Origin of the sequence: Rothia sp. P7181 (genome assembly GCF_048513015.1) — a bacterium.
Lineage (GTDB): Bacteria > Actinomycetota > Actinomycetes > Actinomycetales > Micrococcaceae > Rothia.
The window spans coordinates 35,501-58,711 of the sequence record NZ_JBLXXZ010000013.1; the positions used below are offsets into that span (position 1 = coordinate 35,501).

Here is a 23,211-nt window from a genome sequence, read left to right on the forward strand (position 1 = left end):
TTCTTCTCTTAGTCACTCAAGAATGTTCTTCTTATTCTGAGTTCTTGACGTATCCTTCTCGTCCTAGTTCTTTTGCATCGTATAGTAGTCGGGCTGCTTTACGTTCGTCGCCTTGGGCGATGTTATGGGCGAACCAACGATACTTTCTGGCTACTTCTCGAGCGTCACCGTCCATGACGAGTTCGCCAAAATCGAGCCAGATTGCGCGAGTACACATATTTTCGATGGTTTGAGCAGCATGGCTGACGAGGAATACGGTGCCGGCTTGGTCTAGGAGTTCTTTCATCGCTTGAGCTGAACGATCTGCAAAAGATGCGTCACCGGTTGAGAGGGCCTCGTCGATGAGAGTGATGCGCGGACGATTCGCTAACATGATGGCGAAGCGGAGACGAGCTGCCATACCTGAAGAGTAGGTTCGCATCGGACGGTTAATAGCTTCTCCGATACCTGCTAATTCCATGATTTGGGTTTTTGCATCAGGTAGTTCGGCAGGGGTAAGCCCCATCGCAAGACAGCCTAGCTCAATATTTTCTTCGCCAGAGAGGTCGTTGTTGAGCACACCGTGAACACCGATGAGCGAGGGCGGAGAAGATGCGTATACTTCGCCGCTGGTGGGTGTTTCTAGTCCGGCGATGAGGCGTAGGAGGGAGCTTTTTCCAGAGCCGTTACGCCCTACGATACCGATGAACTCTCCTTCATGGGCGACGAAGGAAAGTGGTTGCAGTGCGTGCACAATCTTTTTAGGGGCAGATTGAGTGATACGGCTTCTACCTGATGAGACAACGTAGTCTAGAGAGACATTGTTTACAAGTACGTTCGGTGTTTTTGTGCCGAAGACGAGTTCGCTGAGATCAGTTGTTGAGTTCACGACCGTACACCTCCTCTGCATGCCAGAATGTGAAGAAACCAATGAGCAGTAATCCGATGCTCCATGCGCCAAGAGATCCCCAGTGATATAACGTTCCGAGAGAATGATCCATGAGGATATGGCGGTATAGGTCTAAGAAAATATAGATGGGGTTTGATTGGATAATGTGCGTTATGACGGGGTGGTGAATGAATCGTTCGATGGGGAAGATTACTGCTGAACCATACAATAAGAAACGTGTCAGGACGTTAATTACTTGAGATATATCGGGTATAACGTAAGCGATACGAGCAATAATGAGCCCTAGACCAAGGTTGAAAAGAACGTTGAGTAAGAATGCGGGGATAAAGAGTAACCATGTCCATGAGGGGATGACGTGTGGTGGGATGAGCACGATACCGATAATCATGACGATGATAACGGGTATGCTCGAGAGCGCTTCACGAAGCGCTAAGGAGATAGGCACAGTCAGTCTAGGGAAAGAGAACGCCCTCATCATTGAGCGGTTTTGTGACATAACGGTGGAGCTAGTCACGAGTGCTCGTGAGAAGTATTGGAACATTAGCACCCCAATGATGATGTATGCGTTGTAGTTGTGCATACCGCGTGAGGTGTTGAGGATAAGACCAAAAAGAACCCAGAAGAAGATGACGTCAAAGACGGGTTTAATCACGAGCCACCAAGAGCCGAGACGGTGTTGGCGGTTCTGCATTCGGACTTTAGCGCGGGAGTCTTTCCACATGTAGGCGCGACGTTCCCAGGTTTGTCGTAGGTAGACGATGGGACTTTTACGGACACCTACTCGGTAGAGTTTTCCAGACTCGATATAACGTCGGTATTCTTCTACGGATGGATTTAACGGTGAACTCGGCGTGTATTGGGGTTTTTGTTTACTCATGTTGAGAACCCCCTACTATTTTGTGGTATACCTCTGTCATTCGTTCAGCGTTACTCTTCCATGTTCGTGTCCGTGCGAATTCTCTGCCTTGACGTGCTAATTCTGCTCTTAGGGGCGGATTATTCTTGAGGTCAATAATGGCTTCTGCCAAAGATTGGCAATTTTCTACTAAAAACAGTTTACCTGTCGGCGCTGTTACTGTGTTGTTGATAAGCTCTGCTAACGGTGGAATATCGCTACATAGTACTGGGCGTTTGAGCGCCATCGCCTCAATGGGTTTGAGTGGTGTGACAGAACGGCATACTCTTGTGTTTTTTCGAGGAACAACGAAGAGGTCTAACCCTTGATGCGCAATCATCGCTTTATCGGGTGTTATTTTACCGAGAAATACGGTGTGTTCTTGAAGGTTGAGTTCTTTCACGAGAGAACGCAGAGAGGGCTGCGCTGCTCCGCTTCCAGCAAGAAGCACTCGGATGTCTTCTCCTTGAGATCGTGCAATAGCTACTGCTCGAAGAAGAACGTCGAAGCCTTCATAGTCGACGAGGGAGCTTACCGAACCGACCCAGAAGCCTTCGGGGGGAAGCCCTAAGAGCTTGCGTGCTTGTGTTGAACTGAGATTTTGTTCAAAGAGTTCTTCTCGGACGGCGTTAGGGATAACGGTAATTTTTTCAGCGGGAATACCGCGTTCGATGATGAGGTTTTTCATCACGTTGCTGAGTGTCACGATATGGTGGGCTTCATGCATGAGTTGTGTTTCTCGTGCTTGGATGCTTGTGAAACGTTGACTCTGCTCGGCGTCTTTTTGCTGTTGTGGGGTTTTCTTTTGGGAGACCCACGTTTGTTCCATCATTCCTCGTACCTCATAGACCCACGGAATGTTTAGTTCTTGGGAGAGGGCTTTGGCAACGATAGCGTTGGGGTAGTTTGTGGTGGTGTGAATGAGGTTAATTTTTTCTTGTTGAACAATCTGACGGGCATAGTTTGCCCATTGGGTTAGTCGCTGGGCGTGGGTTTTTGCCAGTTTGAGGGGCAACGTACGCTGGTAGGTCACTTCCTCTACATGCACTGTTGGTGTTGCGTTCCATGTTCCAACCATGACGGGGTATCCGGTGCGGGTGAGCGCATGAATAGTCACTCCAGCATGGATGAGGGCGTTGAGTAGGCGTTGAGTGCGTAGAGTGTACCCAGATTGTGTTGCTGGCAGGGAGTTGGTAATGAGGTGTAGTGCGTTAATTTTTTGCCCGTTGGCTGAGGGCATTGTTCGTTGTGGCACGTGTTGTGTGCTGCCATTTAGTGGAAGCTGATAGTTGGACTCTAGCAGGTTTTTTTCTGATTCTAGGCGGTGAGCGTATGAGTGTGCTCCTGCAGTGTGTGCGAGGTTAATAGCTTCATCGATTGCTCCGTTATCCCATGCGCTGCGGGCACGAGTTTTTGCCGGTATTTTTGGGTCTTTCCAGTGAATGAGTCCGTAGTGGATGGCAGTTTCTGCGGCGATTCTTTGCTGAGTTTTTTGCCATCGTGAGGTGGTGTGTGTAGTGAGTAGTTCTTGTGCTTCGGCAGGAAAATCTTTTCCGAGGAGGTAGGCTCCTAGGGCGTGTGTTCCGGCTCCGGGTAGTTGTGTTAAGAGTTTGCCGATGCGTTCAGAAAGTTGTGCTGGCGCTAAACGAGCAATGTTAATCCCTAGTAGTAGGGGGTCATCGTTGAGGTGTCTGCCGATAACTTGGCAGGTCATCAAGGTATTGCGCGCGAAGTCTCGTAGGGGCGGTAAGGTCATTTTCTTATGCGAGTTCTGGTTCATGGGGGTGTTTTAGCCGGTACGGTGTTGTTGGCAAAAGTCTAAGGCTTTTTGATAGAGCTTTGCCATGGTGTTGTAGCTGTACCGTTCTTTGAGAAGTTTTACTCCAGATTCTCCGACGATAAGGTCTTCTGGGTGTGCGTTGAGGTCGGCGAGAGCGTCTGCTAAAGCTGAGGAGTTTTGTGGTGGTATCACGGTGGCAACGCCGCTTTGTTCGAGGAGTTTTGCGGCGCTACCGTCGACAAGGGCGATAATTCGTCGTCGAGTTGCTAGTAGTTCAAATATTTTTGAGGGTATTGTCCATGCGAATGGTTTTGTTTTACGAAGTGATACGAGGTGCACATCTGCCCATGCGTATGCTTCCCCTAGTTCTTCTCGAGGTATAGGGGGAATAAACTGAACCTTAAGGTTTTCTGTTGTGGCAAGTTGTTTCAGGGCGGGGATTTCGGCGCCTTCTCCGATGATACGTAAGATAAAACGTTGCTCTGGTCTTTTGTGTTCGAGTATTTTGAGCGCGTCAAGGACGACGCTCAGACCTTGGCTACGTCCCACGGTACCGAGGTATTGAATACGGAGTTCGTGACGGTGCCGTTCTGTTAGTTGGAGAGGTTGAGCCTGCTCAAATTCTTGAGGTTCGGCCCCGTTCGGAACAACGAATACTGGGTGTATTCCACGTTCTTTGAGCACGTCACTAAAGTGTTCGGTGGTGACGACAACAGCGTCTGCTTGACGTTGGCAGTATGTGATGGTGGCATGAATACTGCGTTTAATGAGGTGACGGTACCATGGAAGTTTTCTGGTCTGAGATGTGATGTCTCCGGTAATGATGTCTGGCCAAGCATCACGCATCTCTGCAATATGTTCAACACCCCATAGTTTGGACACAACAACCCCTGCAAAAAGACTCGGGATGCCAGGAACGGTCGAAATAACAACGTCAAAGGGCTGGTCTATGCTGTTTTCTGAGTTTCGCCATCTACGCAATACGTATTGCACTCGTTGCACGGCACAATAACCTACTGTTCCTGCGGCGGTAATTATTTGGTCTAGGGTTCGTGGTATTGAGTGGTATCCGTGCAGAAGATACGGCATACGAATCAGGGTTTCACCGTGTCTTCCGCTGGCACGGCGGAAGACCTTACTGCTGTTTTTGCGGAGGCTTTGAGTACTTGTTTTATCGGGATAATGCGGAGGTGGGCAACACACAGTGACGCTGTGACCGTCTTGCATCCAGCGTTGGATAAGGGCTGACCAGCGACGCTGAGGTGCGCCAAGTTCTGGCTCATAGTGGTGCGTGATAAGGAGTATGTTCATGTGTGTTGCGCTGTCTGCAGGCATAAGTTGGGGAGCCCGCATTTTTAGCTACTTTTTAGGTTACCCTATAAGACAAAAGAGAGGACAGACATGTCTTATCCATGTCTGTCCTATCGTAGAGGCTATCTAGCAAACATTTGCTGTCGCTTATAGATGGCTGTTTCAGCGAAGAAGGTATGAGATTTAGGCATCCATAGTGCAACGATAATGACGATTGAAGTAATAAATACTAAGACCTGAATGACGGTGTCGAAAGGTTCGGTGCTTGTTATGTCAGAAAATTCTGAGAGGAATGGTTGCATCAGACTTACGAAGAAGAGCCCAACCAGAGATACGAAAATACTCAGACCAGATAGTACCGTCATGACGATTCGCGCCCAGTTAGCGCCCTTAGTGATGAGAATAGCGAGCAGGATATAGAAACCTAGCATTGCGAGACTATACACGGTGCTGACGAGCTTGGCAGCAAATTCTAGGGTTTCATCACCAATTCCGGTATCTGCTGAGGTCAAGAAGAGAGTGTAGATATTGGAGATGAGAGAGAGCCCCACCAGAACGTAAATAGCGGATGCCGCAATTTTGATGGTTTGTGATGCTACTGGTTTTGTTCGTTCTTGCCCGCCGGTATACCCCATGTATTGAGAGTATGGGGTGGGTTGTTGCCCAGCATAGGGTTGGGAGGCTTGTGGTGTGTACTGAGGTGTTTGGTAGTTCCCCTCAGTGCGAGGGGTATAACCGTTATTTTCTGTCATCGTTGTCTTACCCTTCACAGAGTTTTATGGTGCCTATCTCATACTATCTCAGCTAGTATCAGTGTGCACTCATGAGTTTTCAGGTACCGGATTTCTACTGGTCAGAGACGAAGATTCCGCGTGAACGGTCTTTGTGTACTTCTTCTGCGGAGAAGACTTTTCCACTCATGCAGATGTAGACTCCGGGGCTCAGTAGATTCATTGCGCCCACTGCCATACCGAAGTTAAAGCCTGCATCAGAACTGCGCATAGAAGCTGGTTGCATGGCACCGCATAGGACAATCACTTTGTTTTCTCGTTGTGCGTATTGGTGGATGTATCGTGCGGTCTCTGGCATGGTGTCGGTGCCATGGGTAATGATGATATGGTCGTCCGTGACTTTTTCAAGGGCGTTCACGAGTACTGCACGATGTGAGTCTTCCATGTCGAGTGAGTCAAGACGGAGTACGGATTCAAGAGTGAATTCGATGTCGGTCAGTACCGGCGCTAATAGTTGTGGGACGGAAGGGTCCCCGATCTCTAGTTCGCCTTGGAGGGAATACACCTTGTCAATGGTTCCTCCAGTGGCAAGAACAGTAATCCTGTCGATTTTATTGATGGTCATAAGGTTTGTTCATCTCCTTGAGATATATCGTCGTTGATGGTCTCTGCCACACAGCGTTGTTGGGGCAGTGACTATGATTCTATAGCTAAAACTTGGTGCTATTCGTGTTCTATGAGGTGGCGGTTGAGTTCAATAACCGTAGTTTTTCAGAGAGTTCTGCGGTGGCTCGTTCAATACGGCTATTTGTGCGGTGCGAGTCTTCCGCTGAGGGGTTGAGCGAAGTGTTCGTTGTGTAGATTCCGGTAGGTACAAGGTCAGCTTGAAGGTATCTGAATAACGGTATGAGGCTGTACTCAACCATGAGTGAGTGTTTCCAGCTTCCTCCCACCGCAGCAACGATGGTTGGGGTTCGAGCAATGTCACCGAGTTCGGTCATATCCCAGAACATTTTGAAAAGACCAGAATAGCTGGCGTTAAAGACTGGTGTAATAGCGATAATAGCCGAGGCTGAGCGGACTCTTTCAAGCGCTTCTGCTAGGTCATCTGAGGGGAATCCATCTGAGATGAAGTCTGCCATGTCCATGGCATATTGGCCTAGGTATAGTTCATGAAACTCTCGTGAGCGAGCATGATGCTCGTGTTCTGTGGTGAGGCCTTGACGTATTTTTTCTGCGAGCATCGCTGAAGCAGAATGACGTGACCCGGAGCCGATAACGATAAGGATTTTTTCTGTACTACGCACAACCATAGACACTATCCTAAGTCTCTATTGTGTGTAATGGCTCAAAGAATACGCAATCGGGGGTGCGCACCGTATCAAAGATGCACACCCCCGTTTGTGTCACTGCAATGTTAGATAGTATCGCCAGTTTCTTCTAAGAGACGCTGACGAAGCTCTCGACGTTGAGCTTGAGCGTCAGGGTCTGGTAGAGGAACGGCAGCCAGCAGACGCTGAGTGTATGCTTCACGTGGGTGACGAAGAATCTGCTCACGAGAACCTTGCTCTACGATTTCGCCACGACGCATAACGCAAATACGGTCTGCAAGAGCGTCAATGACAGCAAGGTCGTGAGTGACGAATAGGCAGGCGAAGCCCATTTCTGCTTGAAGTTCTTGGAAGAGCTCCAGTACGCGTGCCTGAACTGAAACGTCAAGAGCAGAAGTCGGCTCATCTGCGATGAGCAGTTTGGGTTTCAAGGAGAGTGCACGCGCGATACCAACACGCTGTTTCTGACCTCCAGAAAGTTCGTGTGGGTAACGGTTACGGTATGAACGAGGCAACTCAACACGGTCGAGGAGCGCTTCAATACGTTTTTGTAATTCAGCGCCTTTAGCAACACCTGCCAGTTGCATGGGTTCACCGATGGATTCGCCAATGGGCAAACGTGGGTTCAAAGAAGATGAAGGATCTTGGAAGACCATACCAACTTCGCGACGGACCTTAGCAAGCTGAGCACGGGTTGGTTTGGTGATATCTTCACCGTTGACGGTAAGTTTTCCTTCTGCAACGTCCAAGAATCCAACGGTTGCACGACCAATCGTAGATTTGCCGGAGCCTGATTCACCAACAAGACCGACGACTTCTCCAGCATGAACGGTAAGATTTGCGTTAGAAACTGCACGGAACGGTCCAACGCGTCCTTGTTTTGGGTATTCCAAAGAGACATTCTCAAGGCTGAGGATGACTTCACCGGTAGGTTGAGGAGCGACTTTTTCGAGTACCTCTGTTGCTGGGCGAATCTGTTCGGCGGCGTCGTCGATAGCTTCATTGACGTCGATTTCGTTACCGCCAAGATGTAGCACAGCATCTAAAAGTGCCTGAGTGTATTCATGTTGAGGGTTATTGAACACCTCATGGATTTCGCCTGACTCAACGATGACACCACGACGCATCACAGCAACACGGTCAGCGAGGTCTGCAACAACACCCATATCGTGAGTAATCAAGATAATTGCTGAGTGAAGTTTTTTCTGCAGGTTGCGCATGAGCTGAAGAATTTCTGCTTGGACTGTTACGTCAAGAGCAGTTGTCGGCTCATCTGCAATCAGAAGTTTAGGGTCGGTCGAGAGTGATTGCGCAATCATGGCACGTTGACGCTGACCACCAGACATCTGGTGAGGATAAGAGTTAAATGCTTTGACGGGGTCTGGCATTTCTACCATTTCAAGCATTTTGAGTGCTTCAGCTTTTGCTTCAGCAGGAGAGATGTCCTTGTGAAGACGTAGAGTTTCGACGATTTGGTCGCCGACGGTCATGACAGGGTTCATCGCGGTCATCGGTTCTTGGAAGATGACGGCGATGTCGTTACCGCGAACGCTTAGTAGTTCACCGTTGCTCAGCCCAATGAGTTCACGACCATTGAGTTTAACGGAACCGGTGACTTTGGCATTTTTTGGGAGTAGCCCAATCATGCCCATTGAGGAAACAGATTTACCGGATCCGGATTCACCAACGATGGCGAGGACTTCTCCGGGGTGAACCTCATAGTTGAGGTTCATGGCAGCAGGAACCCATTGTTTATCGACACCGAAATCTACGGAGAGGTCTCGGACGACGAGGACAGGCTCACTGCCTTGACGTGTTGTAGCTGGCTGTGTAGTCATTGGTACTATCCCAACTGTAAAAAAATTTATGGTGTTCTAAAGCGGCAGATCAAAAAGATCAGAACGAAAGCTGAATAAGAATGAGAAGATAGCCTGTATGGCTTCACAATATTTGCACCAACCACCGGTAGTTATTCGTTCTAAGATGTCGTACGTTTATCTAGCTATTGCTATTTTTGGTGCGTTGAGCATCTTAGCTGCTTGGACAATGACTGGACGAACAGACCTTTTAGTTCGTTCTATCCTGCCTCTGTTCTTTGCTGTCTATGCTACCTGGTATGTGATGTACTACCCCAAAGTGGTTATCGATGTGGAAGATGTTGTGGTAGTTAATCCCTTTGTGACTCACCGCGTTAACTACTCTTGCCTTATCGATGTTTCTACACGCTATGCGTTGACTCTCGTCACCGCTGAAAAAAGTTACTCTTCCTTTGCCGTAAGTGGTTCTGGAATGGCTCATTCTTTCAAAGCTCATCGTTCGGAGTCACAAGGATTGCCCGCCATTACTCCCCAACAAGACGGGGCGATTCGTCCTAGTGACTTACCTTCGACTCTCTCTGGCGCTACTGCACGTATGATTCGTGGGTATTGGCAAGAGCTTGTCGAAGATGGTGCGCTCGAACAGGTAGAACCTGTAGCTTCTAGCGTTCGTGATACCCGCGGAATCATCATCATGTGTGTTCTTGGGGGTCTCACGCTTATTCAGCTGTTCACTCTGTAATTATCAATTCTCACGCCGTTGGTGGTTAGCTCAGGTGTTTTTATCTGAGCTAACCACGAGGCGTCTAGTTATCTCGTGTTTCTTTACGGATAACTTCTTGGTCGTGTTCACGGGTCTCGTCGTCTGAGAGAGGACCAGAACCTTGGAATCCGCCTGATTGCATTTGCAAGGATTCTCCAGCGATACCCAAACCGTTTTCGGCTGAGTGCGCTACACGCTCTTTAGCTTTGCGTGGGTTGAATTTCTTTTGACGCGGGTCAAAGGCATCGCGTAGGCCGTCGCCGATGAAGTTGATGCACAAAGAAATTGCGAGAATAAACAAGCCGGGGAACCAGAAGAGCCATGGGCGGGTTGCAAAAGCAGTTTGGTTCTCGGAGATAAGGCTACCTAGGGACCAGTCAGGTGCTTTAACGCCGAAGCCCAAGAAGCTCAAAGCGGTTTCGGTCAGAATTGCTGAGGACATCAGCAAGGAGATGTTTACGGTAATAACGCCGACGGTGTTAGGCAGGATGTGTTTGAAGATAATACGAGTATCAGAAGCACCTGCTAGACGTGCAGCATCCACGAACTCACGTTCTCGTAAGGACAGAAACTCTGCACGGACAAGACGGGCAAGAGAGCTCCAGAAGAAGAAGCCGACAACCACACCTAAGGCGATGATTGCGGTTCGTCCATTGAAGTGGGTTCCTGCAATTTTACCGAGCACTGCGCTGATGAGCAGAAGCGGAATGATAATGATGACGTCGGTAAAGCGCATGATAATGGCTTCAACCCAACCACGATAGTAACCGGCGAGTCCACCAAGCACTACACCGATAACACCAGCAAGGATGCTAATAATCATTACAACAAGGAAGGTGTTTTGGATGCCGCGCATCGTCATTGCGAAAAGGTCGCGGCCGGTAGCGTCCTGACCGAACCAATGTTCGGAGCTAGGAGCTGCACCATTGACGATAGGGTGCATGTCGGTGTATCCGGTATTCCACCATCCGGGGATTGGCCCGATTCCAAGTGAAGACCAAGAAAGGAGCAAGATGCCGATAATGATGATGAGTGAAACGACAGCGCCGGTGTTACCGAAGAAGCGTTTACGAACAATTTGTCCCTGAGTTTTTCCCAAGGTTTCGCGCTGGGTGATGTCGATGCTTGCCTCAACTTCGCGTAGTGCTGCAGTTTCGGTTGTCGGTTCTTTACCAGCATTAAAATCAACGTTTTTAGTTGTCATGCTTTCACCCTTACTCGCGGGTCGAGGATTGAGTAGACGAGGTCTGCAATGAGGTTGAAGACAAGCGCCATAATTGCGGTCACGATGAATACGCCCATGACGGGGTTAGGGTCGACTTGAGCAAGACCGTCAAGGAATAGTGTTCCCATACCTTTGAATGCGAAGATACGTTCGGTAATTGCTGCGCCACCGATAATAGAGCCGAAGTCCAAGGCGACGATGGTTGCTAGAGGAATGAGCGCATTCCGGAAAGCGTGCTTCATGACAACGCCACGTTCGGAGACACCTTTAGCACGTGCTGTGCGGATGTAGTCTTGGTTCATGATTTCGAGCATGGATGCACGAGAGTAGCGAGAGTAGCTTGCTAACGAGATGAGCGTTAGCGCAACGGTCGGAAGCAAGATGTGCGTCATGGTGTCAAGGTTAAGAATCCAGAAGTCACCGGTAAGGTTTGCGGTTGACGCATTTGCGGTGGGAATGGGGCGTCCACGGATACGGGAGTTACTGATGTAGTCCGGCCATGCTTGCATGAAGCGGTCTGTGAAGATTAACAGTGCCATGAGGAAGGCGGTTAGTCCGCCTACTCGCATATTTTGTCCGCGGTCGTATCCGCCAGCGACAAAGCCGAATCCGACACCGAGCAAGGTAAAGCACACGGCGATGATGAAGACCATCAAGAATGTTGCTTGGTTGAGAAGTGTCTGAAGCGGGAAGTAAACGATAAGTCCTAGTGCTACTGCTGCAATACCGCTGTAGAGGGCACGGCGGTTTCTAATGCCGGAGACAAGAATTGTCATAACGTATGCGCAGAGTAGTCCAAGTACTGCTAGGAATGGAATGCCTAGTCCGGGGTGCAAGAACCAGTCGGTTACGGAGACGAAGAAAATGATGCCGAAGGTCAGCACGGCACCGAAGACGCCGAGGCTGATACGTGTTTTGAGTTTTCCGTAGGAGGCTGAGTACCAGAAGAGTCCGGCAACGAGAGAGATGAGCAGGTTGCTCATCAAAGATACTTGCGGGTCGGCAAGGAAGTCGTTGAAGCCAATCGCGAGGATTTCTTTGAGTAGTACTGCAATCCAGAAAGATGGCAAGGAGAAGAACAGGAAGCTTGCAAAGGTAATGGTGTAGTCAAGTCCTGAGTACTGGCGTAATGCTGAAACGATACCTAGGCTGATACCGATAAGAATTGCTAGGACGGTGGCAGCAAGAACCAAAATTAGTGTTTGGTAGATAGCGTTTGAGAGTAACTGTGTAACGGGTGTACCCGAGAGGTTTGTTCCGAAGTCACATTGTCCGATAAGGCACTTGGAGACGCCAGTAATCCATAGAACGTAACGGACAGGAATTGGCTTATCGAGGTTCAGCGCTTCAGTACGCTGAGCGATAAGAAGGTCTTTGTTAGGGCTGTTACTGGTACGTAGCTCTGCCAAAGGATCGCCAGACAGAGCGGTGAGTGTAAAGACTAGAAAGGAAGCGGCAAGTAGGATAAAGACCGCTGTTATTAGTCTCCTCACGGTATAGGTCAACATGATGATTCCTGAAGGGGTGAGTCAATGTGGGGAGAGTTTAAACGCACGGCGTGGATGCCCAAAAAGATGAGCATCCACGCCGCCGTTGGCGTATAGCACTCAGTGCTGAGCGCTATACAAGGAACGCTGCACCTGGGATAGTTGTGCTTTTATTACTTGATATCCCAGTCAACGATGTTCCAGGTTGCAGGGTACTGACCTGGTTTAGGATCGATACCTGAAATGGACTTGTTGTAAGCAACAAGGCTTGGGCTCTGGAAGAGAGGTAGGCCGTAGCCATCTTTGAAGAGCTCGCCGTCAGCTTGGATGAGAACCTTCTGGATCTCTGCGTTATCGACGGTGCTCATCACTTTCTTAGCGTCTTCGTCAACGGTTGCGTTGGAGTAACCGGTGAAGTTAGATCCGCCGTCGGTTGCGAAGATCTGTCCGAGGGATTCGTGGCCTACGCCAGGGGAAACCCAACCGAAGATAGAAGCATCGTAGTAGCCTTCTGGGCCCTTAGAAAGTTCGCTAGCCCACTGCTCAGAGCCAAGAGATTCAACCTTGAAGCCTGCCTTACCAGCTGCTTCTTTAATCATCTGGAAGGTGTTTTCGCGGTTGCTGTTCTTGTTGTTGTAAAGAATCTTCACGGTAGGTGTTGCACCGTTGAGAAGTTCTTTAGCCTTAGCAATGTTTGCTTCAGGGTCGGTAGTGGGGTATTCGCTGGAGTTGTTCTGCTTAACAGCTTCTTCGTATGCTTTGCCCTGAGATACAACGAATAGTTCGGAGTTAAGAACTACTGCGTCTGGCTGCATAGGCTTGATGAGCTTGTCAACAACGTCCTGACGAGGGATGGTGAGCAAGAATGCTTTACGAACGTTCTCGTCTTTGAAGACATCAGAGTGGAAGTTCAAGTCGAGGTGATCGTAGGAGAGGTCTGGAGCAACGTGAGTTTCTGCGTTGTCCAAAGCCTTAGCCTGAGAGACAGTATCAATAGATGCCTGCGGAGTGATAACGTCCACGTCACCGTTCTTCAATGCCTGAATCTGAGCTGCAGCATCGGGAAGAATCTTGAGGGTAATTTCGGAGATAGCAGGCTTCTTAGGACCTTGGTAGTTTTCGTTTGCTACGAGGGTAACAGACTGGTTTTCGACAACAGCGTCAAGCTTGTATGGGCCGTTGCATACAATGAGGTCTTCGCTTGGCATGGTGGTGGTGTTGAAGCCGGTGTTCCATGCGTCTGCGATTTTACGTAGGTCTGCGTTCTCTTCACCGGGCTTAGCGTTCTTGATAACCTCTACGAGCTTATCTTCGTCCATGCCTGCGAGTTTAGCTACGACGTGAGCGGGGGTAGCGACTATGTCGTATGCAACCTCCCAGTCAGCAAATTTCTGTGGGTAGGTGAAGGTAATGGTCTTTCCGTTGTCAGAGAGAACGGGAACACCAGCATTGCCTAGACCAGCGGTGTCGCCAGCATAGGAGAAGTAGGTGAGGTCTTTTTCGGAGTCATCGAAGTGTCCGGAAAGAACAGCCCATGCCAAGAGGAGGTCGCCTTCACCGATTTCGTTACCGTCAGACCACTTCATGTCGTCTTTAACGGTGTACTTAACTTCCATGCCGTCGCCTTTATCGGATTCCTCATAGGTTCCGAACCAGTCGTTATGTACAACCTCAAGCTTATTGTTGATGGAGTAGAAACCGGAGGTGGTCATGTTAGCAATCATGCCGTTGGTGTCGACGTTACCGTCAGCAGAATTGCTATTGAGGGAGCTGAAGGTGTTCACGATTGCCATTGAGACAGATTTTGAACCCTTATCCCCGGAAGATGAGCTTGCGTTGTTTCCGGTGCTTGCACAAGAGGATAGTGCAAGAGCGGATACGGCTGCAAAGCCGATGATGGAGGATCTACGTGAAATGCGCATTCCTTCTCCTTTTTCAATATGAGATGTTGTGTGCGACTACCAGAGCTCATCGTAGATGAACGACAGGCAACCTAAGTGACTGGAAACACATGTAAGTTTCATTGTAAACAAAACTTAACCAGTTGTACATGAAGATACCCTAAAACGAATCTTTATTCATATGATGAGAAAAAGCTAAATAAAGGTAAAATTTTTATTACCAAACACAAGCAACCCTCTTTAACCCTAAATAATCAAACCAATAAATATCACTTGACTAGGTTTTATATGGGTTACATCAACAATTAGTTATTTTCTTCGTAAAAGATTTATGTTCTTTTTAAGTGCCGTTTAACACCCTCTCCAAGCCCAAAAAATAATATGGAATTAACATACAAACAGGCGTGGTGTACACATAGTGGACACTTAAAACACAGAAGCCGGCGAGGAAACACCCCACCGGCTTCATACAGCAAACCTTACATCTTATTACGATAATCAGCAGTTTCGCCACTAGCCTCAGCACGCACAGCACAAAGATTATGCGCAATCAGCTCCTCAGGATTCACCGGACGTCCACCCGCCGAATGAGGAGTAATCACCAAATTCTTCGTACCCCATAGAGGAGAATCCGAAGGCAAAGGCTCTTGCTTCACCACATCAACCGCAGCACCAGCAATAGCACCGCTCTCCAACGCCGCAATCAACGCATCCTCATCAACAGTGACACCGCGACCAACATTCACCACAAATGCACGAGAAGGCAACAACGCCAAACGCTGTTCGTTCAACGCATTCTCCGTCTCAGCAGCAGCCGGAAGAATCATCACCAAAATATCAGTCTGAGGCAAGTACTGTTCAATATCATCAACAGCAATCACGGGGAAACCAGCTCGTTCACCAGCAGAACGCGCCACACCCTGCACCTGAGCACCAAAGGCCTGAAATAAGCGGGCTGTGCTCTGACCGATGGATCCAAAACCCCAAATCAAAACACGAGCACCCAAAAGAGTTGTGACTTTATCCGCAGGATGAAGCTCCTGAGGACCACCTAACTCCCCCGCCCAACGAGAATTATCTTGCTCCTCAGAAAGCAACGGCAAGAAACGCACAAAATTTAATGTCAAAGCCAGCGCATGCTCAGCAACGGTCAAAGAATGCAAGCCAATACCAGAACAGATAACCGCTTCATCACGGAAACCAGCTGCACGAGCCTGGTCAGGCCCAGCAAGAAGAGCCTGAACCAACTTCACCTGAGATAAATTCTTCGCTGCATCTTGCAACTGTTCATTAGTATTACCCCAGCTAATCATGACATCGGCATCATAGTGCTCTGCAGGTAAAAGCTCAGTAGGGTCATAAGAAACTAGCGTATCTTCTGCCTGAAGACCAAGCTTCTGAGCGTCCAAAGGAATAATAGTAGGAGCAAGGATTTTCATATCAAATCTTCCATATCACGAGAACATTAAACATGCCCTAAGGCACTCTTCTTAGATTATGTCCTAGAGCACACAGAATAAAAATATCAACACCCAAATTACGACAAATACATCCACCCAACACACATACCCCCGAAGAAATATAAGAAAATATACTCTTCTCATCTGAAAAACTTTCTATAAAATAAATCTCGTGGACCCTCTTAACATCTTTGGATTAGCCCATCTACCTACGTGGTTAGCGTTAACACTCTTCATCCTCGATATCACCTTGCGTATTATCGCAATCTGTTGGCTACCCTATAACCGCAAACCCGTGGTTGCTCTCGGCTGGCTCATGGCAATATTCCTCGTCCCATATATCGGGTTTGTTGCCTTCTTGCTCTTTGGATCTTCCCGACTACCACGACACCGAAGAATCCGACAACGCACCATCAACGACATGATGAAAGAGATACTCGCATCCAAAAATGCTGATGAAGAATCCCGTTCCATCCTCGGATCCCATGGAGAACTCCCTGAACCAGCACGAGTAGCAGCGAACCTCAACTACAAGCTCGGAGCGCTCCCCCTCGTCGGTGGCAACACTTTCACACTCATCAAAGATAACCACCAAGCTATCCGACAGATGACAGAAGAAATCAATCGGGCAGAACGATACGTACACTTCGAGTTTTATATTGCCGCCTACGACAACACCACCAAACCGCTATGGGATGCGCTTCTTGCAGCACACCAGCGCGGAGTACTGGTCAAAATCATGATCGACCATTGGGGCTCTCGAAAATACCCTAATTGGAAAAAACTCTGCAAACTCCTTGATGACTCCGGAATCAACTGGCAGCTCATGTTGCCCTTGAAACCATTCCAAGGTAAATGGCAACGACCAGACCTACGTAACCACCGCAAAATCGTCATTGTTGACGGTCGCATCGCATTCTCCGGCTCACAAAACGCTATCGACCGTTCCTACAATCTACCTGCCAACCTCAAAAAAGGACTCGTCTGGCAAGACCTTACGTTCTCATGCACAGGCCCCGTTGTTGAAGAACTTAACGCCGTCTTCATCTCAGACTGGTACTCCGAAACACGAGAACTACCACTGAACGAAATCGAAACAGCTATTCCCCGTGTGCACAGCGGAATGTTGGCACAAATTGTTCCATCGGGCCCCGGATTCGAAACGGAAAACAACCTACGCCTCATCAACTACCTCATTTACAATGCAGAACGACGCATCGTCGTCTGCTCCCCCTACTTCGTCCCAGAAGAAACACTCTTACAAGCACTCACCAACGCAGCACTATCAAAAATTGATGTCACCCTCATCGTCTGCGAAAAAGGAGACCAGTTCCTACCCAACATGGCTCAACGCTCCTACTACGAGAAACTTCTCCACGCCGGAGTCACCATCAAACAATACCCCGGGCCAACCGTATTGCACTCAAAATACATGTTTGTAGACGACCACCTCACGTTCATCGGCTCATCCAACATGGATCCGCGCTCATTTGCACTCAACCTCGAAGTATCCACCTTCATCGTTGATACAGGAATGGTTAAAGAGTTAGAAAGTATCTCTGAAGAATACATCTCTCAATGCAAAACCCTCCGATACGACGAATGGGTTGCCCGCCCCAACCGTATCAAGGTCGTAGAAAATATCTGTAGGCTCTGGTCATCGCTCCTTTAAAAGATGAGGGTTCTCTCTGATATACCCCCTACACCAAAGAGAACCCTCACACGGCGAATCATGAGCAGAAGAAAAACTCTTATAAACGCTCTGCCTGATTCTGAGCCAAGCTCAAAAACTGACGGGCAGGAGTGTCAGCAGCATTAGGACCACCAGCAAAAGCGCCACGATATGCTGCCGCAGGATGACGCTCATTCACACGTGTATGCCCCACACCAAAAAGATTCTCACGCAATGTATGCCCCTCATACTCCGTACGATACCGGCCCCGCTTTTGAAGCTCAGGAACAGCAAACTCCACAAAATCCTCAAAAGAACCAGGCGAAACATGATACGCAAGGTTAATACCGTCTAAATCACCCTCATCAATCCAGCGTTCCAGCTCATCAGCAACAGTCTGAGCAGAACCAATAATCACATCGCCCATACCACCAATAGCGCAATGACGAGCAATATCAGCACGAGTCCACTTCTTCGTCTGAGACTGCAAAGTAAAAGGCGTCAAAAAGGATTGAATGGACTCCGTCTTGACATACTCAAGAATCTCGTCCTCATCAAATAGTGAAAGATCAACACCAGACCAGCCACCAACAATTCCTTGAGAAGACTCTATATCCACATATTTCACATAATCCTGATACTTCTGCTGTGCCTTCTCGTCAGTCTCATCAACTACCACCGAAAGCATGGCAAGAATCTTCACGTCATCACGGCGGCGTCCGGAACGCTCAGCCTCATCACGGATACGAGAGGTCACATGCCTGGTCAAATCTGGACGTAAAGCAGAAATGAAAATCGCTTCGGCATGTTTTCCAGAAAAAGCCTGACCGCGAGAAGACGCACCAGCCTGAAAAATTACGGGAGTACGCTGAACAGACGGCTCGGTCAAAGAAATTCCAGGAACTTGAAAATACTTGCCTTGATGCAAAATAGGATGAATTTTCTCAGGATCTGCAAAAATTCCGCGCTGACGGTCACGTAGCACCGCTCCGTCTTCCCAAGAGCCTTCCCACAACTTATAACAGACGTCGAGAAATTCGTCAGCAATTTCGTATCGTTCATCATGCTCAATCTGACCGGCAAGCCCCTGATTCTCTGCCGCAGATTGAAGATAAGAAGTCACCACGTTAAAACCAACACGACCACCCGTTAAATGATCTAACGTTGCATAAGAACGAGCCAAAGTATAAGGCTGGTTATAGGTCACGGCAGCTGTCACTCCAAAACCAAGATGTTCCGTGACCGCTGCCATCGCCGAAATCTGTAAGAACGGATCACCTACCGGCACCTGTGCACCATCACGAAGTACGGGTGCAACAGAATCCTTATATACGTCGTATACGCCCACCACATCAGCGATAAAGACCGCGTCAAAAAGCCCTTTTTCGCATACTTGAGCTAAATCTGTCCAATATTTAATGGTGTTATATTCATCGGCTCGCGAGCGCGGATGACGCCATAATCCGAAGCTTTGGTGGCTTGTTGTGGTCATATCAAACGCGTTGACAACGATACGTTTTTTAGAAGAAGACGGTGTCGTAGTGGGTTGTTCTGTCGTGGCGGTATGAGTTGCCATAAGTTTTTTCCTTTGCGTTCTTAGAGGAGAGAGCACTCCTCTATGAGGCGTGGCATATTGAGAACCATATTTTTCGGTGTTGATATGCCCGACGCATAGGCGCCGTATTTGCCGTTGTGATTATTTTGAGCCGGATCTTCATCTGGGGCACCCCGCTACGGGAAGAGGGTTGCCGTCCAACAAGCCAGAGCTTGACGTTGGAACTCGTGATCGCTGGGTTTAGCTTATAAAAAGTTCTTCTTGGCACCCAAGAGCTTCAGTGTTTATTGCGGTGGGTGACGTTCGCTAAGGAATATGACTCTATGCAACGTGATGTGTTCATCTGCTGGCAATGGAAAGTAACGTCTAGATGAATGTGTACGGAAGGTATTACGGTAGAACTCGTCTAAACCATCCAGAGCGACTGAGAGACCTGGCTCTAAGACGTCGCAGCAACCTCGCTTATGCGGTGGTGCTAATGCCAGAAACGATGGGAGTATCGATGTCGTATTATTCGTCTTTTTCTTATTCAGACCCTCGAAATCAGGTGCAGAATCCGACAGATGTTTCGGATCAAGAACGTATTGATTTTTGGGCAAGGCAGGCGCGAGAACGTCTTAGTTGGGGGAAGCTATGGGATGAGGATAAAACGCATGAGTTTATTCCTCCTCGTTTAGTAGACGTTCGTGAAGATGGTGTTCAAGAATTTTCTGTTCCAACGATTAAGTGGTTTGAGGGTGGTCAGCTCAACGTTGCCTATAACTGTGTGGACAGGCATGTAGAGCAAGGTTTTGGCGATAAGGTTGCGCTTTTCTTTGAGGGTGAACCTGGTGATCGTGAAGCTATCACTTATGCTCAGTTGCAACGCCGTGTGGCTCAGGCGGCACATGGTTTAGAGCGTTTGGGTGTGGTTAAGGGTGATCGTGTTGTTGTTTATTTGCCGGTGATTCCTGAAACTATTATTTTTGCTCTTGCCTGTGCGCGTATTGGGGCGATTCATTCTCTTGTTTTTGGCGGTTTTTCGGCGGAGGCTTTGAAGTTTCGGGTAGAGGATACTGGTGCCAAGGTATTAATTACAACTGATGGTCAGAATCGTCGGGGTAAGGTTGTTCCGGTCAAGTCGATAGCGGATGAGGCGTGTTCGTCTGAGAATAATATTGAGCATGTGGTGGTGGTGAACCGTACCTCAGCTACCGAGCAGGAAAGACAGAGTGTTCCGTGGTGTTTGGGGCGAGATGTTTGGTTTCACGATTTGATTGAGGGTGTTCCAGATACGCATGATTATTCATTGCATGATGCTGAAGATCCGTTATTTATTATTTATACGTCGGGGACAACGGGCCGACCTAAGGGTCTTGTTCATACTATGGGCGGGTATTTGACGCAGACGGCGTATTCTCATGCGTTACTTTATGATTTGTTGCCTGATGTTGTTGATGCTGATGGTGTGCTTCGTCCTGATGAGTTGTCCTCTTGTAATGATGTGCAGAAAGTTGCTGATACTGTTCATTGGTGTACAGCTGATTTGGCGTGGGTGACAGCTCATACTTATGAGATATATGGGCCGTTAGTCAATGGCGTGAGTCAAGTAATTTTTGAAGGTACACCTGATACTCCTACTTTTGAACGGCATTTTGAAGTGATTGAACGCTATGGTGTCACAAACTATTACACGGCACCAACGTTGATTCGTTCGTTGATGGGGGCTTTCCCGCATGGCCCAGAGTCGGGAAAGTATGATTTTTCGTCGGTTCGTCTTTTGGGTTCTGTGGGTGAGTCGATTAATCCACAAGCTTGGTATTGGTTACGTGAACATATTGGTTCTGGTCGTGCTTCCTTTATTGATACGTGGTGGCAGTCTGAGACGGGTTCAACGATTTGTTCTCCTCGCCCGCATGATCCTCAGTTTGCGCCTGAGGGAACTTTTGAGCAGGGCACTCCAGGTATAGCTGTCAAACCAGGTTGTGCTACTCGTGCTATTCCGGGGGTTTCTGTGCGTGTTGTTGATGAGCACGGTGAGCCGGTTCAGACGGGGGCTCAAGGGTTCATTGTGGTTGATAAAGTGGGCCCTTCGATGGCTCGTACTGTGTGGAAAAATCCTCAGCGTTATCTTGATTCTTATTGGAGACATTATGGGGAGCGTGGCTGGTTTTTAGCTGGAGATGGCGCAAAGCAAGATGAGGACGGGGATATTTATATTCTGGGCAGGATTGATGATGTTATTAATATTTCGGGTCATCGTCTTTCGACAATTGAAATTGAGTCAGCTTTAGTGCGTCATGAGGCTGTGGTTGAGGCTGGTGTTTGTCCTATTGAGGATGAGTTGACGGGGCATCAAGCAGTAGCTTTTGTGACGCTTAGTGATGAGGGTAAGGCGTTGTCTTCTTCTGAGCTACGTGAGGTGTTAGAGTTGCATATTCGTTCTGAGATTGGACCTATTGCAAAGCCTAAAGATGTGGTGGCGGTTGCTGAGATTCCTAAGACTCGTTCAGGGAAGATTACTCGTCGTTTGTTGTCTCAGTTGTATGAGGGGAAACCTCTAGGAGATACGTCATCTTTGCAAAATGATGAGGTGTTGCGGGATATCGCTCAGGTTTTGGCGTGCTCATAAGACTGGGTAAAAAATTCGTGGTTATTTTAGGGTACGTATTCACTCAATAACATCACACTATTGTTTCCTTATTATTTGTATGGTTAGAATCTTGCATAGTAGGACATCTACGAAAGGTACTATCATGGAAAATATCCTTACTATCCGCTTTGAAGATGATGCTATTGCGTATAAGGCGCTATCTGAGCTTCGTTCTAATGCCCCAACGTACCGCGTTTTAGTGGGTGGAGTTGTTGTTGTAGAGAACGGAAAAGTTACAGCCAAAGACGGTTTTAACTATGATTCTTCTGTTCAAAGCAACTGGGCTTTCGGCGGAATTATTGGTGCCGCTATCGGTATGTGGGGTGGCCCAATTGGGCTTCTCCTTTACGGTGGTGCTGGAGCATTAGCAGGCTCCATGATTGATTCCACTGGTGCGGTTAAGGAAGCAAGACTATTTGATAAAGTCACTCGTTCTCTAGCAGTGGATGGAACAGTACTTGTTCTTCTGGCTCAAGAATCAGATGATCTTCTTGATAAATATCTGCAAGGTCTTGGCGCGGTAGATGTTCAGCGAGATAGCGTTGCTGAAGTTCAGGCCTCTATTTTGCAGGCGGAGAAGGCTCGTAAAGAGCTTGAGAAACAAGCTCAGAAAGAACTTCACGAGCAGAAGCGTGAAGAGTTCCGCCAGAAAGCTCACGAGAAGCATGAAGAGGTTAAAGAGAAATTCCATCATTTCTTCTCTCATACTTCTCATGACAAAGATTCTGCTAAGAGTAGCGAATAATCCTCAATAATTTTTGATGATAGAAGAGGGCGGCTTACCATACGTGGTGAGTCGCCTTCTCGCCGTATACCACCTGTACTGGTGGTCTGTACATGCTGTAGCATGTATCGGTATTTATTGAAGTCATTCTATCGATATGAAACATCAGAAAGAGGCATGCGTATGCAGGTATGGGATCCAAGCGTGCTCTTTAGAGTGGTCGATGTAGCAGCAGTTGTTGCTAATGGTTTGCTCGGTGGCGCAGTTGCTCGCGCATTCCGTTTTGATGTTGTAGGTTTTATCCTCTTAGCGGTGCTCTCTGGTATGGGTGGAGGGCTAATCCGTGATGTTCTTCTTAATACTGGTTTACCCGTTGCATTGACTGATTCTGCGTATTGGGCTGGTGCTCTCATCTCAGCATTGTTGGCGTACTGTATCGATTTGGGGAGTCGTTGGGCTAACCGTGTTTTAGTTGTTGTAGATTTTCTGGGTATGGGTTGTTGGGCCGCTACAGGAACTATTAAATCTTTAGGCATTGGGCTTCATTGGCTTCCGGCTATTGCCCTCGGTGTGGTGACCGCGGTGGGCGGTGGTGTATTGCGAGATATGATGGTCAACCGTGTTCCAGCTATCTTGGGAGGTAATTCTCTCTATGCGACAGTAGCGGTTGTTGGCGCGGCAGAGACTGCTCTATGTACGACACTTTTTTCTTCTCCTAATATTGGGATGGGAATATCAATTATTTCGTGTCTAGTGTTTGGTCTTCTTGCGCACACGAGGCGTTGGCAGTTGCCGGAGCCTGTCAAACTTTCTGTTCCTCGACCACGTTTCAGACGTAAAAAACCTGAGACTCACACGATTGCTGGTGAAGGCTGGACACCGGGGAATCCTCTTACCGAGAATTTAGAAGTTATTCCGATGAGTCAGGTCAAAAGAACATCACACAAGTAATGACATACCTGTTTTAACGGTAATACGTGCAGAACCCCGCAGTTAGTCTGCGGGGTTCTGCATAGGGTTGAGGTGTTGTGGGTGGCA

18 protein-coding genes and 2 riboswitches are annotated in these 23,211 nt (G+C 48.3%); of the genes, 5 read left to right on the top strand and 13 right to left on the bottom strand.

Annotation, left to right across the window (positions count from 1 at the left end; translation table 11 throughout):
* Positions 1-31: 31 nt before the first annotated feature.
* The 8 genes from ACN08Z_RS07115 to ACN08Z_RS07150 form a co-directional block, all read right to left on the bottom strand.
* The gene (locus tag ACN08Z_RS07115; protein WP_419102319.1) at positions 32-868 is read right to left on the bottom strand and encodes an ABC transporter ATP-binding protein; all 837 of its coding nucleotides are present in this window, start codon (positions 866-868) and stop codon (positions 32-34) included.
* Positions 852-1,766, bottom strand: a complete 915-nt coding sequence (locus tag ACN08Z_RS07120) for an ABC transporter permease (protein WP_419102318.1) — start codon at positions 1,764-1,766, stop codon at positions 852-854. The genes ACN08Z_RS07115 and ACN08Z_RS07120 overlap by 17 nt, the downstream gene beginning before the upstream one ends.
* Positions 1,759-3,564: a glycosyltransferase family 4 protein gene (locus ACN08Z_RS07125; protein WP_419103854.1), complete on the bottom strand. Its 1,806-nt coding sequence runs from the start codon at positions 3,562-3,564 to the stop codon at positions 1,759-1,761. The genes ACN08Z_RS07120 and ACN08Z_RS07125 overlap by 8 nt, the downstream gene beginning before the upstream one ends.
* A gap of 9 nt (positions 3,565-3,573) precedes the next feature.
* The gene (locus ACN08Z_RS07130; protein ID WP_419103855.1) at positions 3,574-4,875 is read right to left on the bottom strand and encodes a glycosyltransferase family 4 protein; all 1,302 of its coding nucleotides are present in this window, start codon (positions 4,873-4,875) and stop codon (positions 3,574-3,576) included.
* A 122-nt stretch (positions 4,876-4,997) separates the two neighbouring features.
* Positions 4,998-5,627 (bottom strand): hypothetical protein, encoded by a 630-nt coding sequence (locus tag ACN08Z_RS07135; RefSeq protein WP_419103856.1) that lies wholly within the window; start codon positions 5,625-5,627, stop codon positions 4,998-5,000.
* 94 nt (positions 5,628-5,721) lie between these two features.
* On the bottom strand, positions 5,722-6,231 hold the full coding sequence (locus ACN08Z_RS07140) for an asparaginase domain-containing protein (RefSeq protein WP_419103857.1): 510 nt from the start codon (positions 6,229-6,231) through the stop codon (positions 5,722-5,724).
* A gap of 109 nt (positions 6,232-6,340) precedes the next feature.
* On the bottom strand, positions 6,341-6,913 hold the full coding sequence (locus ACN08Z_RS07145) for an NAD(P)H-dependent oxidoreductase (protein ID WP_419103858.1): 573 nt from the start codon (positions 6,911-6,913) through the stop codon (positions 6,341-6,343).
* A gap of 110 nt (positions 6,914-7,023) precedes the next feature.
* Positions 7,024-8,775 carry an ABC transporter ATP-binding protein gene (locus tag ACN08Z_RS07150; RefSeq protein WP_419102312.1) on the bottom strand — a complete coding sequence of 584 codons (1,752 nt, stop codon included), beginning with the start codon at positions 8,773-8,775 and terminating at the stop codon, positions 7,024-7,026.
* A 97-nt stretch (positions 8,776-8,872) separates the two neighbouring features.
* Between ACN08Z_RS07150 and ACN08Z_RS07155 the strand changes: the two genes are divergently transcribed.
* Positions 8,873-9,496 carry a hypothetical protein gene (locus tag ACN08Z_RS07155; RefSeq protein ID WP_419103859.1) on the top strand — a complete coding sequence of 208 codons (624 nt, stop codon included), beginning with the start codon at positions 8,873-8,875 and terminating at the stop codon, positions 9,494-9,496.
* A 64-nt stretch (positions 9,497-9,560) separates the two neighbouring features.
* Here the strand turns inward: ACN08Z_RS07155 and ACN08Z_RS07160 are convergent, their stop codons facing one another.
* From ACN08Z_RS07160 to ACN08Z_RS07175, 4 genes are all read right to left on the bottom strand, one after another.
* A complete protein-coding gene (locus ACN08Z_RS07160) occupies positions 9,561-10,721 on the bottom strand; it encodes an ABC transporter permease (protein WP_419102310.1) in 1,161 nt (386 codons plus the stop codon).
* Positions 10,718-12,250: an ABC transporter permease gene (locus tag ACN08Z_RS07165; RefSeq protein ID WP_419103860.1), complete on the bottom strand. Its 1,533-nt coding sequence runs from the start codon at positions 12,248-12,250 to the stop codon at positions 10,718-10,720. Before ACN08Z_RS07165 ends, ACN08Z_RS07160 begins: the two co-directional genes overlap by 4 nt.
* A gap of 152 nt (positions 12,251-12,402) precedes the next feature.
* Positions 12,403-14,151, bottom strand: coding sequence for an ABC transporter family substrate-binding protein (locus ACN08Z_RS07170; protein WP_419103861.1), 1,749 nt, complete (start codon positions 14,149-14,151; stop codon positions 12,403-12,405).
* Positions 14,152-14,609: 458 nt separating this feature from the next.
* On the bottom strand, positions 14,610-15,569 hold the full coding sequence (locus ACN08Z_RS07175; protein ID WP_419103862.1) for a phosphoglycerate dehydrogenase: 960 nt from the start codon (positions 15,567-15,569) through the stop codon (positions 14,610-14,612).
* 193 nt (positions 15,570-15,762) lie between these two features.
* On the opposite strand from ACN08Z_RS07175, the gene cls reads away from it, so the two are divergent.
* Complete coding sequence (cls, locus tag ACN08Z_RS07180) at positions 15,763-17,262, top strand: cardiolipin synthase (protein ID WP_419103863.1); 1,500 nt, start codon at positions 15,763-15,765, stop codon at positions 17,260-17,262.
* 79 nt (positions 17,263-17,341) lie between these two features.
* On the opposite strand, the gene ACN08Z_RS07185 is transcribed toward cls, so the two are convergent.
* A complete protein-coding gene (locus ACN08Z_RS07185) occupies positions 17,342-18,838 on the bottom strand; it encodes an LLM class flavin-dependent oxidoreductase (protein ID WP_419103864.1) in 1,497 nt (498 codons plus the stop codon).
* A gap of 99 nt (positions 18,839-18,937) precedes the next feature.
* A riboswitch (SAM riboswitch) is annotated at positions 18,938-19,050 on the bottom strand.
* A 175-nt stretch (positions 19,051-19,225) separates the two neighbouring features.
* A riboswitch (SAM riboswitch) is annotated at positions 19,226-19,314 on the top strand.
* Between the two features lie 5 nt (positions 19,315-19,319).
* On the opposite strand from ACN08Z_RS07185, the gene ACN08Z_RS07190 reads away from it, so the two are divergent.
* The 3 genes from ACN08Z_RS07190 (at position 19,320) to ACN08Z_RS07200 (ending at position 23,124) form a co-directional block, all read left to right on the top strand.
* Positions 19,320-21,428, top strand: coding sequence for an AMP-binding protein (locus ACN08Z_RS07190; RefSeq protein WP_419103868.1), 2,109 nt, complete (start codon positions 19,320-19,322; stop codon positions 21,426-21,428).
* Positions 21,429-21,552: 124 nt separating this feature from the next.
* Positions 21,553-22,194, top strand: coding sequence for a hypothetical protein (locus ACN08Z_RS07195; RefSeq protein WP_419103865.1), 642 nt, complete (start codon positions 21,553-21,555; stop codon positions 22,192-22,194).
* A gap of 162 nt (positions 22,195-22,356) precedes the next feature.
* Complete coding sequence (locus tag ACN08Z_RS07200; RefSeq protein ID WP_419103866.1) at positions 22,357-23,124, top strand: trimeric intracellular cation channel family protein; 768 nt, start codon at positions 22,357-22,359, stop codon at positions 23,122-23,124.
* Positions 23,125-23,211 lie beyond the last annotated feature (87 nt).

Bases quoted from the DNA above. Each gene is read 5' to 3' on its own strand.
- ACN08Z_RS07120 (WP_419102318.1), bottom strand. From the start codon at position 1,766: ATGAGTAAACAAAAACCCCAATACACGCCGAGTTCACCGTTAAATCCA.
- ACN08Z_RS07125 (WP_419103854.1), bottom strand. From the start codon at position 3,564: ATGAACCAGAACTCGCATAAGAAAATGACCTTACCGCCCCTACGAGAC.
- ACN08Z_RS07130 (WP_419103855.1), bottom strand. From the start codon at position 4,875: ATGAACATACTCCTTATCACGCACCACTATGAGCCAGAACTTGGCGCA.
- ACN08Z_RS07135 (WP_419103856.1), bottom strand. From the start codon at position 5,627: ATGACAGAAAATAACGGTTATACCCCTCGCACTGAGGGGAACTACCAA.
- ACN08Z_RS07140 (WP_419103857.1), bottom strand. From the start codon at position 6,231: ATGACCATCAATAAAATCGACAGGATTACTGTTCTTGCCACTGGAGGA.
- ACN08Z_RS07150 (WP_419102312.1), bottom strand. From the start codon at position 8,775: ATGACTACACAGCCAGCTACAACACGTCAAGGCAGTGAGCCTGTCCTC.
- ACN08Z_RS07155 (WP_419103859.1), top strand. From the start codon at position 8,873: ATGGCTTCACAATATTTGCACCAACCACCGGTAGTTATTCGTTCTAAG.
- ACN08Z_RS07160 (WP_419102310.1), bottom strand. From the start codon at position 10,721: ATGACAACTAAAAACGTTGATTTTAATGCTGGTAAAGAACCGACAACC.
- ACN08Z_RS07165 (WP_419103860.1), bottom strand. From the start codon at position 12,250: ATGTTGACCTATACCGTGAGGAGACTAATAACAGCGGTCTTTATCCTA.
- ACN08Z_RS07170 (WP_419103861.1), bottom strand. From the start codon at position 14,151: ATGCGCATTTCACGTAGATCCTCCATCATCGGCTTTGCAGCCGTATCC.
- ACN08Z_RS07175 (WP_419103862.1), bottom strand. From the start codon at position 15,569: ATGAAAATCCTTGCTCCTACTATTATTCCTTTGGACGCTCAGAAGCTT.
- ACN08Z_RS07185 (WP_419103864.1), bottom strand. From the start codon at position 18,838: ATGGCAACTCATACCGCCACGACAGAACAACCCACTACGACACCGTCT.
- ACN08Z_RS07190 (WP_419103868.1), top strand. From the start codon at position 19,320: ATGTCGTATTATTCGTCTTTTTCTTATTCAGACCCTCGAAATCAGGTG.
- ACN08Z_RS07195 (WP_419103865.1), top strand. From the start codon at position 21,553: ATGGAAAATATCCTTACTATCCGCTTTGAAGATGATGCTATTGCGTAT.
- ACN08Z_RS07200 (WP_419103866.1), top strand. From the start codon at position 22,357: ATGCAGGTATGGGATCCAAGCGTGCTCTTTAGAGTGGTCGATGTAGCA.